The sequence below is a fragment of the Fluviispira multicolorata genome, from assembly GCF_009208585.1.
Taxonomy (GTDB): Bacteria; Bdellovibrionota_B; Oligoflexia; order Silvanigrellales; family Silvanigrellaceae; genus Silvanigrella; species Silvanigrella multicolorata.
On record NZ_WFLN01000004.1, the window covers coordinates 208025 to 223085 of the forward strand.

At 30.9% G+C, this 15061-nt stretch carries 16 protein-coding genes; 12 read left to right on the forward strand and 4 right to left on the reverse strand.

Translation table 11 applies throughout. The features are described from left to right. Nucleotides 1–29: 29 nt before the first annotated feature. Nucleotides 30–251 carry a hypothetical protein gene (locus GCL57_RS01015; protein ID WP_152211396.1) on the forward strand — a complete coding sequence of 74 codons (222 nt, stop codon included), beginning with the start codon at nucleotides 30–32 and terminating at the stop codon, nucleotides 249–251. Here GCL57_RS01015 and GCL57_RS01020 read toward each other — a convergent pair whose 3' ends face one another. From GCL57_RS01020 to GCL57_RS01030, 3 genes are read right to left on the reverse strand one after another with little or no spacing between them, the layout of a single operon-like run. After that, on the reverse strand, nucleotides 252–893 hold the full coding sequence (locus GCL57_RS01020) for a hypothetical protein (RefSeq protein WP_152211397.1): 642 nt from the start codon (nucleotides 891–893) through the stop codon (nucleotides 252–254). A 60-nt stretch (nucleotides 894–953) separates the two neighbouring features. Further along, nucleotides 954–2036, reverse strand: coding sequence for a hypothetical protein (locus tag GCL57_RS01025; RefSeq protein WP_152211398.1), 1083 nt, complete (start codon nucleotides 2034–2036; stop codon nucleotides 954–956). Nucleotides 2037–2050: 14 nt separating this feature from the next. Then, nucleotides 2051–3112, reverse strand: coding sequence for a FecR family protein (locus GCL57_RS01030; RefSeq protein WP_152211399.1), 1062 nt, complete (start codon nucleotides 3110–3112; stop codon nucleotides 2051–2053). A 101-nt stretch (nucleotides 3113–3213) separates the two neighbouring features. Between GCL57_RS01030 and rnpA the strand changes: the two genes are divergently transcribed. From rnpA to GCL57_RS01075, 9 genes are all read left to right on the forward strand, one after another. Further along, entirely contained in the window at nucleotides 3214–3609 is a 396-nt protein-coding gene (gene rnpA / locus GCL57_RS01035; RefSeq protein WP_152211400.1) for a ribonuclease P protein component, read from the forward strand. Continuing rightward, the gene (gene yidD, locus GCL57_RS01040; RefSeq protein ID WP_152211401.1) at nucleotides 3606–3839 is read left to right on the forward strand and encodes a membrane protein insertion efficiency factor YidD; all 234 of its coding nucleotides are present in this window, start codon (nucleotides 3606–3608) and stop codon (nucleotides 3837–3839) included. Before rnpA ends, yidD begins: the two co-directional genes overlap by 4 nt. Before the next feature lie 32 nt (nucleotides 3840–3871). Further along, nucleotides 3872–5575, forward strand: a complete 1704-nt coding sequence (gene yidC / locus GCL57_RS01045) for a membrane protein insertase YidC (RefSeq protein ID WP_152211402.1) — start codon at nucleotides 3872–3874, stop codon at nucleotides 5573–5575. 107 nt (nucleotides 5576–5682) lie between these two features. Beyond that, nucleotides 5683–6780: a Jag family protein gene (locus tag GCL57_RS01050; protein ID WP_152211403.1), complete on the forward strand. Its 1098-nt coding sequence runs from the start codon at nucleotides 5683–5685 to the stop codon at nucleotides 6778–6780. A gap of 39 nt (nucleotides 6781–6819) precedes the next feature. Next, nucleotides 6820–8304 carry a tRNA uridine-5-carboxymethylaminomethyl(34) synthesis GTPase MnmE gene (gene mnmE / locus GCL57_RS01055; RefSeq protein ID WP_152211404.1) on the forward strand — a complete coding sequence of 495 codons (1485 nt, stop codon included), beginning with the start codon at nucleotides 6820–6822 and terminating at the stop codon, nucleotides 8302–8304. A 50-nt stretch (nucleotides 8305–8354) separates the two neighbouring features. Further along, nucleotides 8355–9119 (forward strand): class I SAM-dependent methyltransferase, encoded by a 765-nt coding sequence (locus GCL57_RS01060; RefSeq protein WP_152211405.1) that lies wholly within the window; start codon nucleotides 8355–8357, stop codon nucleotides 9117–9119. Nucleotides 9120–9433: 314 nt separating this feature from the next. Beyond that, on the forward strand, nucleotides 9434–9982 hold the full coding sequence (locus GCL57_RS01065) for a hypothetical protein (protein WP_152211406.1): 549 nt from the start codon (nucleotides 9434–9436) through the stop codon (nucleotides 9980–9982). 1514 nt (nucleotides 9983–11496) lie between these two features. Beyond that, the gene (locus GCL57_RS01070) at nucleotides 11497–12030 is read left to right on the forward strand and encodes a hypothetical protein (RefSeq protein ID WP_152211407.1); all 534 of its coding nucleotides are present in this window, start codon (nucleotides 11497–11499) and stop codon (nucleotides 12028–12030) included. Nucleotides 12031–12033: 3 nt separating this feature from the next. After that, nucleotides 12034–12279, forward strand: coding sequence for a hypothetical protein (locus GCL57_RS01075; RefSeq protein ID WP_152211408.1), 246 nt, complete (start codon nucleotides 12034–12036; stop codon nucleotides 12277–12279). 421 nt (nucleotides 12280–12700) lie between these two features. On the opposite strand, the gene GCL57_RS01080 is transcribed toward GCL57_RS01075, so the two are convergent. Continuing rightward, nucleotides 12701–13063, reverse strand: a complete 363-nt coding sequence (locus tag GCL57_RS01080; RefSeq protein ID WP_152211409.1) for a DoxX family protein — start codon at nucleotides 13061–13063, stop codon at nucleotides 12701–12703. 708 nt (nucleotides 13064–13771) lie between these two features. Between GCL57_RS01080 and GCL57_RS01085 the strand changes: the two genes are divergently transcribed. Then, on the forward strand, nucleotides 13772–14281 hold the full coding sequence (locus tag GCL57_RS01085; protein ID WP_152211410.1) for a hypothetical protein: 510 nt from the start codon (nucleotides 13772–13774) through the stop codon (nucleotides 14279–14281). 213 nt (nucleotides 14282–14494) lie between these two features. Beyond that, on the forward strand, nucleotides 14495–14950 hold the full coding sequence (locus GCL57_RS01090) for an SRPBCC family protein (protein ID WP_152211411.1): 456 nt from the start codon (nucleotides 14495–14497) through the stop codon (nucleotides 14948–14950). The last annotated feature ends 111 nt before the right edge of the window (nucleotides 14951–15061 follow it).

Genomic DNA, 15061 nt, shown 5'->3' on the forward strand with positions numbered 1-15061 from the left:
TTAAGATAATTGTGTAAGGAGATTTGCGCATGTTGACATTTTTCAAATACTTATCGCTCTTTATTCTTTTTGGAATAATATGGTTTTTTATTTTTTCAATACCCGTAAATAAATCAACAAATTTGCTTTTGGCTATGCAAAAAGAATTAAATATGCAAGGGAAATTAGATGATACGGATCAATCAAATAAGAAAGCGATAGATAGGGAAAGAGTGATTGATGCAATGACAAAGGCATTTGAAGATAAATAGCTATATATTTTCAATTTTAATGTTTTTATAGATAAAGATTGAACGATGAACTGAAACAACAAATGGGTCATCAAATTTAATATCATGTGGAATTCCAAGATCATCATCAAAGCAACAAGGCATGGATACAGCATGTATTTGAGCTGATTCATTCGTTTGTAAAGCATTTAAGCTTGCTTTTAAACTCGCATGCGAATGAACAAAAAGTAAAACAATAGTTTTATATTTTTTCAGATCTATTTTGCAGTCTTCGATTTGTGAAGGAAAGATAGATAAGTTTTTTCTTTCATTTATAAATTGTACTATTTTTTCATAGTCGCGCTGCATTGCGGGATCAACAGAAAATACGCTCCACTGGGTCATACACGCAATATAGTAGCCTGTGCGTGGATTGTAACCATCGCCGACAACAACAATTGCAACGTCGCTGTCTTTATAGTTTAATTTTAATTTATGACGAGCTCCTTCAAACACCCCTTGTGTTTCAGAAATTTCCTTTGCATTTGGATAAAACCCTGTTGAAATAAGTTCACCAGCACATTTTAATTTTAAAAAAAAGTCTATATAGCGGAGACTTGGTTTTGTTACTTTAATTGTATAAAATTCATTTGTTTCGTCAAAATCAACAACGGGGCGTGGCATAATTATATCCTCAGGAATCCAGTGAAAATTATTTTTCACTCGCCCAAAGTAGTGGTGATTTTATAGATGGTCAATGGAGTTTTTTAAGATGGTATCTGTCAGTACTGAGTGAAAAGGTTTAATAATTTTAAGGCCATTGTCACTTAAACCATAGGAAAATCCTTTTTGTCCATTGGGAACTTTAAAAAACAATCCATACTCAACTCCCGTTTCGAGTAAAATTTCAATTTCTCTTTTTAAACCATCATTATCATTAATATTTATCCAGTTTTTTAAAATATCAATTTGAAATTTATCTGATTTAAATCCTGGGGAGAAAAGACGAGCAATTTGACTTACAGAAATAGGGGAATGTGGAAGTAAAAGATTACCTGTTTCATCACTATGAGGAACAAGTAAAGAAACTATGGCCATAATTCTTTTGGGATCTGTTTTTTTATTAAGATTATTTTCTCTCAAAATGAAAATAGAACCTTCTTTTTTATCAATAAAAGAGATAAATGACTCAAGTCTCCAAGATAAAAGAGACAATGGATCTGTATGAAGTTGGAAAAGAAAATTAAACAATGTATTTTTAATATGTGGATAATTGTCTAGGAAAAATTCATGACTTTCAAGTACTGTATCATTCCATTCATATTCTTTCTTTGTGGTTATTCTTGCTATTTTCTCTCTTGATATTTTTCTAATGTTTTCAATTATATCTCCTGAAAAAACACTCATTCCAGTCAAGTAATCTTCTTCTTTTTCAGAACAGAAAATTCTTTTAATAAATTCGATGGAAAAAATTTGTTCTAGTTTTTCTTTATCATTTATATTCTCTTTTGTCGGAAATGCTAAATCTTGTAAAATAAGATCTGCAGTAATATTGAGCCAGTTTAGAATCACACCATTTTCTACTCCAGTAACAGAGTGCAGTTCACTGGCAATGAAATGAATACTTGTATTAGCAAATAAACTAAATCCAAAGTGTTGATAAGAATTGGATATTTCTATAATTAAATAGTCTTTTTGGAGAGGGTAAATCGCGTAATTTGTGCTAATAATTTCTAGTGAAGTGTTTAAGAATTCTGTTACTTTAGAGTTTTTTTCAATGAGCTTAAGATGTTTATATGTTTCTGGAAATATTTTTTTTATGTTCATATTATTTCCCTCTTTCATTGTGAAGGACTATTTACATTCACAGTAATATTTTTTGTTTTCTCAAAACCAGCACTCGTGTCAATAATAGTATTTATCTGTCTATTTATTTGATCAGATATTGAGCTTACTTCTTTTAAAGTATTTTTAATTGGTTCAAAATCTGTAATATTACTGGGTCTCAATTGTTGATTTCCTTGACTCACTAAAACATCATTTAATGAATTATTTGTGCTAACGACAGTGCTAGTGCCATCTGTATTAAAGACTTGCTTTTTTTCTGATGAAGGTGGTTTGCCATCGTTTGAACCACTCGAAGGATTTTCTTCTTTTTTCTTAGGAGCTCCTTCTGGTTTAGGGGCTGGTTTTTCGCTTTCTTTGAAATTAGGATCGACCATAGTGGCCTCTGCATTTAAGCGATTGATAATCATAGGAGGCGCTGTTTTTGGTTGTGTTGGAGGTCTATTTTCAATAACTTCTGTGTATTTATTTGCAGGCACGACTACGGATTTGGTTGGGTCAGCAAGGCTTGTGACTTCAACAGTACCTGTTGTGATTATGATTTGTGTGTTGCCAACGCTTGAAGTATCAATGAAACCACTTGTACCACGAATTCCCATCACCGAATTAGAAGTTTTATATTTCGCGTCGACCTTAGCATCTTCTTGTGGTTTGACAAAGAAGCGCACTTTTCCTTTGATGACTTCAATAGCAGATTTTAAATCACTAGAATCCTTGCCTTTAGCTTTAATCCGATATTCTGATATCTTGATTTTTGCATCTTGAAATGCCATTAAATTACTGCCATCATTAAACTCGATTTTAATTGCAGTTTTATCATATGTAATAAGATCATCAGTTTCAAAAATTGGCATGTTTTTTTCGGCTGGCAAGGTTTTTCCTGAGCGAACTACTTCTGCTTTGCCGATGATGTTTGCTAGTTTTCCAATAACTTCAAGTGATTGAGGAAAAATTGGAAAGTCGAAAGCAAGAGTTGCAATAAGGAACAACTGTAAGATAAGTCTTGAAAGCAAGATTGCCATATACTGACGTATTAGTTTGTATTTGAGCCCTGTCATGTGTTCCTCGACTGTGACTCCTTTATTATTTATATAAAGTCAGCATATCGAGTATCATCCTTAAATTGTGAAAAGAGTGCCAAAAAGGACAACACCTAAAAATGTGTAGTGAAGCTATTTTAACAATATCAAAGATAACAAATTTCTCTGAATTCTATGCAAATGCAACTAAATCCAGATCAGAGTATTTTTTAACTTACATGTCATTTCATAAACGCTCAGATGCAAACAAATCTTTTAAATTTGCCATCGTAGCTTCAAAAAAAGGAGTGCATAAAAGAGCCGTAAAAAGAAATCGAGTGCGTAGAAGATTAAAAAATGCACTCAATCAGTGTTTAAAATCGTTTGAATTGCCAAGTGGGATTGATATTCAACTGCTTTTTATGGCAAATAGAAATGTTCTCGAAGCTCCATGGGAAGATTTGTTAAAAGCGATAAATTATGCTTTACAAAAATCAGTCAAAAAATGTTCATTCACTCTGGAACAAAAAGTATGATTTTAAAAAAGTTGAATGAATTCTTTGTTCTTTTCTTTGTTTTCTTGATTAGAGTTTATAAGCAGTGTATTTCTCCTGCACTCGGCTCAAGATGTCGGTTTTATCCGAGCTGTTCCCAGTATAGTCTTGAAGCATTTCAAAAGTATGGGGCAGTTAAAGGTTTTGGTAAATCGGTCGTTAGGGTTTGTAAATGTCACCCTTTTCATAGAGGTGGAGTTGATCTCCCATAGTTGTTTAACACAGTAAAGAACGGGATTCTGAAGTGAAAAAAGAAACAATAGGTTTAATGTTAGGTTTGTTTTTATTATTTGGTGGATATTTTTATGCACAAAGTTATTATATAAAACAACAACAAACAGCAATTGAGCAACAGAACCAACAGCAAGCACAACTGCATAAAGAAGAGTCAGAAAGCGCACAAAGCACTAATAAAGCGTTGAAAAACACTCCTACTCCTCAGCCAATTGAAGCAAACTCGACAGCTTCTTCCTCACAAAACTTACCTTTGGTTGTTGCTAATCCTACAGATCTTCTTGTTAAGGTTCCTTATGCAACTTTTGAATTCACCCCAGTGGGTGGATGTCTTGGGAACAATAGTTTAGTAGGAGAAAAAGTTGCTTATAATGATCCAACTCCTGTGTCTGTTGTTCAAAATTATAATATTTGTAAGGCCTATGGTTTTCGCATTGGAACAACTGATCTTCGTAATCAACCTGCGCGTATTGTCAAAACTCCAGAAGGTTTGACACAGATTACGCAAAGAGCAAATGGCCTTGAAATCATAAGAACATTCCATTTTTCTGATAAAGATTATAATGGAGAGTTTAATATTATAGTTAAAAATAACTCTCAATTTCAACAAACTACAAATGTTGATTTTGAATTAGGTGCGACATCTGACAATAAGAACTCAGGTGGTTTATTCTCTTCACACTCAGCTGAGTTTCATGGTGCTGCACTGAGGTTGCCAAATGGTGATGTGAATCGAGTGTTGACTCCGTTTGAAGCAGAAGCCTCTTATAAAGTTTTATTATCAGATGTTGGAGTTGTGCCCACATGGATTACTGCGGATTCTCATTATTGGATGAACACTGTGATTCCACAGTTTCATTCACCTATTAATTTTGAAGTAGCCCGTACAGGATTTGTTTTAAGAAAAGATGGACTTTCTGAAATTGATCAAACAGTTTATGAAGCATGGGTTAAACAACCTGTTAATTTAATGCCTGGTCAATCTGTTAACTTTAATTATAAAGTGTATTTTGGGCCAAAAAATGAGACTGTATTAAAAGATTTTGATCAATATAGTTTATACCAAACGATTGATTATGGCTTCTTCAAAATTATTGCGCGTCCATTGTATCATGTGTTGTTTTTCCTACATAATTTAATAGGAAACTGGGGACTCGCTATTATTGTTTTGACCTTTTGTATCAATATTCTTTTCTTACCACTGCAAATTAAAGGTTATTCTTCTGCGCAAAAAATGCAGCTTATTCAGCCGCAAATTAAAGCCTTACAAGAAAAATATAAAGATGATAAACAGGCATTGCAACGTGAATCGATGTCTCTTATGTCCAAAAGTGGTGTCAATCCATTAAGTGGATGTTTGCCTTTGCTGCCACAAATTCCTGTATTTTTTGGACTTGATACCTGTTTGCGTAATACATTTGATCTTCGTCAATCTCCGTTTTTCTTTTGGATTAAGGACTTAACGCAAGCAGATCCTTATTTCGTTCTTCCACTTTTGATGGCAATTCTTATGATTGGCTATCAAAAAATGATGCCTATGCCTTCCATGGATCCAACTCAAGCAAAAATGATGAAAATTTTACCTATTCTTTTCTCGGTCTTCATGATTTTCTATCCATCCGGTTTGGCACTCTATGTGATAACGAATACAATCATATCAATGATTCGGCAGGCGTTCCTGACACGTCACTACAAGAAAGTTCAAGCAAAATAAAGTATTCTTTAAAATGAGTATTTTTTGAGTTTGGAGCTTTAAATCAGTTCAACCCCTCATTTTACATTTGAGGGGATTAAAAATAAATCCCGAATTACGGAGTATTCATGGATAAACGGCAATTTACTGGGAAAAACCTTGAGGAGGCTCTTGCAGAAGCTGCAAAAACATTTTCTACAGATAAATCCTTACTTTGTTATAATATTATTCAGCAATCATCTGGAAATTTCTTTTCAAAATTATTTTCTCGTTCCGTTCGTATCGAAGCTTGGGTTGAAACCGCTAAGCAAGATCTACAAGCAGCTGCGCGTGAAGTTGTTAGACAAGCATTGAGTAAAACTTCTTCGGTAAAAACACAAAGTGTAAGTTTAAATACACAAACACGCAAAGCTGTGAACGAATTTGTTAAAAAAGAAAGACCTCAGAAAAAAATTGAGAATGAAAGTACTGTAAATGTAAAATCTTCATATAACTCTGAAAATTATATACCACGTAATTTATTAAATATGAAAAGCGCTGGAGTTGAAGAATTATTTGATAATTATAAAAAACTTTTTTTCTCTGCGTTTGATGTTTCTTTAGAAAACATACAAACAGTTACCAATGAAAATGAAGCTGTTGTTAAAGTTTCTGATGAATTTATTGAGCGTTTTTTGAGCAAAAGCGATAGGCTTTCATTGGCATTTGAACATGTTTTTAAAAGAGTTGCGCAAAAGAAACTTGGAGATATCTCATCAAGAATCAGTTTAGATGCCGGGGAGTCTGCTGAAAAACGTGAAGAAAGACTCATTGGAATGGCGCGTTCTCTTGCTGAAAAAGTTAGAAAAACAGGGAAAAGCGTAATACTTTCTTCTAAAAGCAGCCAAGAGCGAAGAATTATACATCTTGCTTTAGATGGTTTTAACGGTGTTGCAACACGCAGCGTGGGAGCAGGAGATAAGCGCAGGCTCGTTATTTATTCAACAGAAAAAAAATTAAATAAAAATAATATCGATCAAAACACGAATAGGAATAATGGCTCTGAAAAGTCTTTTAGGCCACCATTAAAACAAAAAAGAAAGTTTCATCCTAAAAAAATGAAACACAATACGGCTCGTCAAGATAGCATTGAACGTGCGGGAGCTGTTTCTTTAAGTGATGGAAAAGATATCAATCCTAAAAATGAAAAAGAAAAATTTAATTCATCACCTCTAAAAGATGAATAAAGTTTTTTATAAAAAGTAAACAGATCTAAGGACGTAGAATTGAACTTTCATTTTCAATCGATTTTTGCACTTGCCACACCTATCGGCAGAAGCGCTTTGCATTTACACCGTATTTCTGGAGAAAATATTTTTGAAATTCTTTCTCCTTATGTAGTGTTGCCAAATACTCGCAAACAATTAAATCTTACTCAATTAGCTGAGAAATCTCAGGGGAAAGCTCACACTCGTTATGTCCTTATTATTGATAAAGACAATAATGAAATTGATGATGTCGTTTTAACTCTTTTTCCTGCTCCAAAAAGCTATACAGGTGAAAATATAGTTGAAATATCAGTGCATGGAAATCCATTGATTTCAGCAAAATTACAAAGTTTATTAAGATCAATTGGTATGCGTGATGCCGAACCAGGGGAGTTTACACAAAGAGCTGTTTTAAATGGAAAAATAGATTTAGCTCAAGCTGAAGGAATTAACCAACTTATTCATGCTGAAACATTAGGAGGCATTGAGCTTGCACGCAATACGGTGGAGGGTGTTTTATCACGTGAAACCGAAGAAATTAGAGGGCAAATTATAAATATTTTAGCCTATCTTGAAGCGCACATTGATTTTGCACCAGATGAAGTGGGAGAATATGAACCTGCTTCGTTGTTACCGCAAATACAAGTTGTGTTAGAGCGTTTAGAGAAGTTGCATTCAACTTTTTCCAGTGGCTTGAAAATGCGTGAAGGTGTGAGAGTTGTTCTTTCAGGTAAGCCCAATGCCGGAAAATCAAGTCTGTACAATTCATTGTTGCGTTATGACCGCGCTATTGTAACGAACATTCCTGGGACAACCCGCGATGTGCTTGAAGACAGACTTGTTATTCAAAATAAAGACTTCGTTCTTCTCGATACGGCTGGAATTCGTAAAACATCGGATGAAGTTGAAAAAATTGGAGTGGAACGCAGTTTAAAATCTGCTTTAGGAGCAGATGTCATTTGTTTAGTTATCGATATTCATGAATTAGATTGTACTCAAATTCAGACTCATATATTGTCTGAAGTAGGACATTTTTGCGATGAAGTTAGGTTAACTGAAGATCAAAAAATTATCTTAGTAATAAGTAAACAAGATCTACTTTCGGATGCTCAATTAAAAATGATTCAAAAGTTTAATGATAATTTTAGTATAATTGTTAAAGATTTAAGCTTTAAAAAATGTATTTATGAGCATTTAATATTAATTTCTTTGGCAGAAAATCAAGAGTTATGTAAAGTTTTAGTCGAATATCATCAGGTTTTTACGGGCGCTGTTAATAAAAAAGAAAACCCTACTCTTATCTCTGTAAGACAAAAAGATAAGGTTTTCAATGCAATTAGTACTTTAGAAGAGTGTGGAAAGTTAATTTCAGTGCGTGATTATCCAGAAAAAATTGCTTCTTTAATAAATCATTCACGACATTCATTAGAAGAAATTGTGGGTGAAATTCATTTGGACAATGTGCTCGAAAAAATATTTTCAACTTTTTGTATTGGAAAATAATTTTAAGTCAAAATGTGTCTGTTTTTCTCTTTTATGAAAAGGAAAATTTTATGGCATTTCTCGACACCTCTGATAGATTTTCAGGTAAAGCAAAAGACTTTGCAAAATATAGACCTACTTACCCAGATGAAATAATAAAATTTTTGCGAGACCGCTATGGCTTCAGTTCAAAAAGCGTTTGTGCTGAATTTGGTGGCGGTACTGGTAAGTTTACTAAACTTTTATTAAAGAATAAATGTCGTGTTTATGCAATTGAACCAAATGCTGAAATGCGAGCTATTGCAGAGAATTCATTTAAAAAACTAAAATCATATACAAGTATAGATGCAACCTCATTTAACACAACTCTTAAAGAAAAGACTATAGATTTTGTTTTTTGTGCGCAGTCTTTGCACTGGTTTTCCAATGCTGAAACGGCCGCAGAAATGAGAAGGGTTTTAAAACCGCGTGGTAAAGTGGTCATTGTTTGGAATAAAAAAGATTATAAAAAATCTGCATTTATGTCTGGTATTCATAAAGTATTTATTGAAGACTCTATAGATTTTCTCTCTATCAAAATTGAAAATATTGAAGATGAGAAAATATTAGCAGAACTTTTTCCGCAAAAGTTTGAAAAATTCTCTATTCCAACTAAACAAATTTTAACGAAAGATGAGCTATTAGGTCGTATGCTTTCAACTTCCTACTCTCCACCAAAAGACAATCCAAAATATGAACGTTTTGTTTCTGAAACTCAAAGACTTTTTAATGAGCATCAAAAAGATGGTAAGGTTGAATTCTTATATGAAACAGTTGCATATGTTTTGAGAATTTGAATAATTATTTATTTTTATGATTTTATTACTGTTAAAAAACATTCTAAAATAACTAGCAATAAGAAAAATGGTCCTCTTAATATCTAATTTTTATGAATAAAATTTATTTATTTTTTTGTGCAGTGTTTATTTTTTTAAATTAAAAATTTTAGTAAAAATTAATGTTTTTTTATATATGATATTTATCTCCATAACCATTATAAATATTTTGTATTATTTAAATAATTGACAAATATTTCATATTAAATAGACTTATTTAAAATAGAATAGGTAGTTTAATCTATTTTAATAAATATTTATGGAGATTAAATAATATGAAATTAATCACTCTAGTTTCTTTAATGTCAACTTCTGCTTTTGCTTATAACTTACCAGTTGATACAAAGTGGGAAAGTGAATGTATAGAAAATGGAAAATATATTTTAAATGTGTATTCAGATAATGCAATAAATTTAAGTAAAGTAAAAAATAATTGTTCAGAAAATACAGAATCTAATTTGTGGAACGATAAATATTTTGATAATAAAAAGTTTAGTATAGAAAGAGTTAAAAATAGCCCTGAAGTTGATAATTTTTACCCTACTTGGCTCCTTAAGCATGATTCTAAAACTGATTCTTTTTACTATGTTATTTATAATGTAATGGATAACTTTAAAAGTGGAATTTTTACTTTTACAAAACTAGATCATGATGGCAATAGTATACATGAAAAGATAAAAGTTTTAAGGAAATTAAGTTCAATAGAGTTCAATAAAAATAAAACTGGGCATAACTATTTTTTTACTCAAACCACTAACTATATAATGAGAATAGCATGTCTTGATAAGCGTAAAAGCTATAACTGCAAATGCCCATTCCTTTAAGAAGAAAAATTTCTATAAATAATAAAAGTAACATTTTATATAATTAGTTTCCAATTTTCTTATATTCATAACACTCATAATTTCCAAGATTTAAAAAGCCCATTTTATTGTATAGACTAACTGCTTCAGGAGAAGAAGCTGTTAAGCATATTTAAGTTGAGCCTTGTTTTTTAGCGTATGCTAGTAAATATTTCATTAACCGATATATTTTCTAGATATTTTCTCAATTCCAAAATCATTCCTATTTCATTTGCTTCTTTGCTAAAATCTAATTCATTCAATTGAGCTTCAGAAATTTAAGAAAATGAGTTTGGTCCAATCCATAAGGCAAAAGAATTTGGAGAAAACTCTACAATAACTTTTCTCTTCAATTTTCTTTAACCAGGCAATATTAAACATTGAAGTATTATATGGTGCCTTTAGTAAAATAAAGTTTGGTAATTCTATTAATTCACAATTATTCAGCATCTTTGGTGTGTATGAAAATTTTTCAATTACAGTTTTTTCGCATGGATTTATAATATTTTGCATTATTAATTATCTTTCTTTGCAATGTTAAATTAGACATGAAATGCTTTTCATTCAGAGGCTGTAAGAAAACTAAAATTCATTTTTTAAAATACTTAGAAATTAAATCCACTGTTTCGAGTTTGAATAATTTCTTAGCATAAGAAACCATCAGATGTGATTGAAATAAATCACATCTGATTTCAAAATAAAATGCAAATAATATTCTATTTGAATTAATTTTTTAAGTATTCTTAATTTTGCATTCTCAAGATTATTTAGAATTTTTACTACTACAGAGCAAGAAATGGAATAAAATACTCTGAAGTCTTATACTCTACCGATACATTATTTATAAAAAATCTAAATTATTATTTGTTTTTATTGCTTAAATGCAGAGTCATACCACTTCTACTTTCATGTATGAAGTCACACCGGCCTCACTTTGTCCCAAGGTTCTGTTAAATATCACTCCTTCCATTTTTTATCGTTGGGGATGCTGAAAATTTTTTTTTGAGCGTGGATTTGCTGAAACGAAATGGGCAGCGTCCAAGAAATGATTGTCTATGCGAGCATTTCAAGCAAGGAATAACCTACCAAAATATTTTTCTCAGTATTATTTTTATTTTCAAAAATTTATTTTTTAAAATAATTCACCAAATATTAAAAGCTGAATTGATGATATTTTCGTAGTTTTTAAAATAATTAACAATAGAATGAAATTTATAATTATAGTCTTTAATATTTTTTTTAAATATTTCCTAATCCATTTGAAATCATAAAAAACTATGAATAAAATACAGAGTGTTCATGAATTTTTTCCCAAAAATTTATTTACTAGAGTCAAAAAAATTTTCAATTTATCAGCCTGAAATTCAAGTTGTAAAAATATTTTTATTTTTATTTTAAATTCAATAAAGCAAAATAATACTTTAAATTATAAATTCTTTCATTGACATAACTGGAAAATTGGTATATTCCTCTAAGTAAATTGAGGGGGGAATAGAGTGCAAAATAGTAAATATGATGAAGAAATTGAAAAAAATTTCTTCATACTTACGAAAGAGAATGCTCCTTGCTGCTATGAAACCATTAGCAAATACGAAGCAAAACTTGTTATAGAGATTTATGAGAGCATAAAAGAAAATGTTGATATCTATAAAGGTCACTCCGACATCGCTTGTGACAAAATAAGAATTCTTATTTTACCTGCTCTCCTAAATGATGGTTTGATTGAAGAAGTTGCTGGCGGATACAGAGCTTTACGAGGAAATATTATATTTAGACTTGATAAATACACTTTGGTAAAATCAGCTCCACAATGGATGCAATCCGCTCTCGATAAAATCAATAAAGACAATGCGAAAAATTCTAAAGTTTTTTTCTTTAACAGTAAAAGAATCTCTCGAAAAGACTTAGACGATATAATTAATTTACAAAATGCATTATTTAAAAGAATTTCAGAATTAAAAAGTACTTCTAATTATGAAATAGAAGAATTAGATATTTGCTGCTATCACTTTTTTACAGAAAGGGAATAAATCATGTTAAGAACTCTTATTTGTATTGCTTCAATTTTTACAACTTTTGCTGCAAGTGCGGCTAATTTTGCAATGAAGGCTGAGCCAAATGTTTCTGGATGTGGGATGAAGGTTGAGCCAAATGTTTCTGGATGTGGGATGAAGGTTGAGCCAAATGTTTCTGGATGTGGGATGAAGGCTGAGCCAAATGTTTCTGGATGTGGGATGAAGGTTGAGCCAAATGTTTCTGGATGTGGGATGAAGGGCTGAGCCAAATGTTTCTGGATGTGGGATGAAGGGCTGAGCCGAGCGATTCTAGGATTGTGAGTGGGTAATAAGAATGAAATTAGAGCATGGTGAGTCTGGCAATGGAAGCTAAACTATTACGCACTCTTCCCACCCGAGCTTTTAAGGAAACTTAAAAGCTTTAATTACTTTGCTCGAATTCTGTTAGCTGATCGTAACCCTCATTTAAGATGATTATTATACCCTATTTAGCTCCTTAAGCATGATTCTAAAACTGATTCTTTATCCTTTTACAAAACAAGATCATGATGGCAAGAGCATTCATGAAAAAGATAAAAGTTTTATGGAAATTAAATTTAAAAGAGTTAAATAAAAAGAACAATTTAATTAAGATGTTTTAATCACTTAAGAATTATGAGCTGATTAGAGAGCTGATTTTTTAATTTTAGTATTTACGTTTTTTCTTCCACAAAAAAAATGAAACTGCCAATAAAAATAAAATAATACTGGGAGTAACTATTTTTTTACTCAAACCACTAACCATATAATGAGAATAGCATGCGCCAATAAGCGTAAAGGCTATACCTGCATATGCCCACTCTTTTAAGAACCAAGATTTTTTATAAATAATAAAAATAACGCCTAATATATTTGCTATTCCAAGCATACGTGGAAAATAAGAAGGATAACCTAGTTCTGCAAATGCTTCTACAATTTCTGGTCTACTTATGAAATCTATAACTCCGCTGTAGAGTATAAAACCACAAAAAATTAAAGTAAGAGTCCAGTATAAAATATTATTAAGCATTAAAACCTCCCATAGTGGTATGTTTGCAAATAGTGGAGAAGAGTTGATTTTTTGGTATGTTTCTCGCTTTTGTAAGAATTAGTAATCTAACTTTTGCGGGAAAAGTACACAGAATCAAAATTTCTTTACTGTTTAAGAATACACTCTAATGTTTTTAGTAATCTATTTTCTAGATAAAAAATTTTAAGCGACATATAACATGTCGAATTTTATTTTATTTGATTAAAAAATTTGACAACTAAAAATTTTAGATATCTTACTCTCCTTTATTGATGCATTATTTTTTTCAACTCTTGCTTCATTAAAAGTGGGCAACTGTCCTGGAGTACTCTTTACAGGAGTTATACTTAATTATTATGGCTTAAATGGTATTTATACAGGACGTAGTGAGAAAAATTTGTAAATAAATATGTTTAAAGCTATGAATTGGATATATGAACATATTAAATTTGATGAAATATAATGAGTGTATGTTTTAAATAAATCATATTTATGAAAAATCAGAAAATTTAATATTGAAGATATCTTGATATTTTGATCTGTTATTGATTATGGATATCTATCTGTGAGTAACATTATAGTTTTTAAAAAATGTTTTATTTTAATTTGCAATATATTAAAAAATTGATATATTTTTTTTAGTTTTTAAAATATATATTTATTTTAAAATTTTTTTGTAAATTCAATTTAAATTTAAGGAATTTTTGAATGAAAATTAGAATTAGTATATTTTCAATAAGAAATATAGCATTGTTATTTTATATAAATTTATCACTTACTGCATATTCAGAAGAAGCATATGTTTATTGTGCGAATAAAAATAAAGATTGGCATTGGTTAACTGATGTCGACAATAAATATGTATCCGTTAGTGGTAAATGGAAGCATTTTGAGACTGAAAAAGTAAGATTTTCATATTTTTTACTTGATGATGTTTTAAAATATGTTGCATTTAAAATACAATGTGAAAATTTACATGGGAAAAGCTTTGACAGTCCACAGCCAGCGCGCAAAGGTTCTAGTGTTTGGAGTCCATTTGCATTGTCTGATTCCATTTATTTTAACGGAATTATTCAGTGTCATCAAATTTTTAAATACTTTAATTTTTCGCAGATAGATCATAGAAAATATAGAAAAACCTTTTTAAGGGAGGGTTTACCATACAGTGATCCCGACTTTATCTTTATAACTGAGAAGCAGGTTCTAGATGAATGTTAATATATTGTTTAATTATAGTTGGGGTGTTAAGAGATCTCGCAATATTTTTCTCATACAGTTAATCATTTGCAATTGATTTAAAGATTCTGTTCGTATTTTGACTCTATTTTTTTCTAAAAATGTTGATGTTTTATAGATAATGATATTCTTTAATGGAGTGGTTATATGAAATTAGGAACTCTTATTACAAAACTACTTTAATAGGAACTCTCAGTGAAGAAAATAAAAACCTACGAAATTCGACATGAAATAGGAATCAAAGCTACTTCTAAACTTGTGTACCAAGCGTTAACTGACATAAAGATGCTCTCTAATTGGTGGACTTCCGACACTCGGGGTACTTCAAAAGTCGGAAATTTTCTGGAATTTTGGTTTGTAGATTTTTGCCAAAAATTTGAGGTCATCGAACTTAAGCAAAACCAATTTGTTCATTGGAAATGTGCAGACAAAGGCTTAGAGGATTGGGAAGAAACTGAAATAAGATTTTCTTTAAGATCAGATGAAAAGCAATGTTTTGTTAACTTTATACATTCAGGTTGGCAAGATAATACAGGACTTTACCCACATTGCTCCACAAAGTGGGCTGTATTTTTATTAAGCCTTAAAGAATTTTTAGAAACAGGAAGAGGTCGTCCGTTTCCACATGATTTAGCGGTAAATCATAATTAGTTGATATTATCTAATAATAATTAATGCAAAATTTTTTAGTTTAAAAGAAGTCACCTATTTTAATTAGGGTGTGTTCTCAAATTCTTGCAAAATTTTCAGAACACTCTCTAA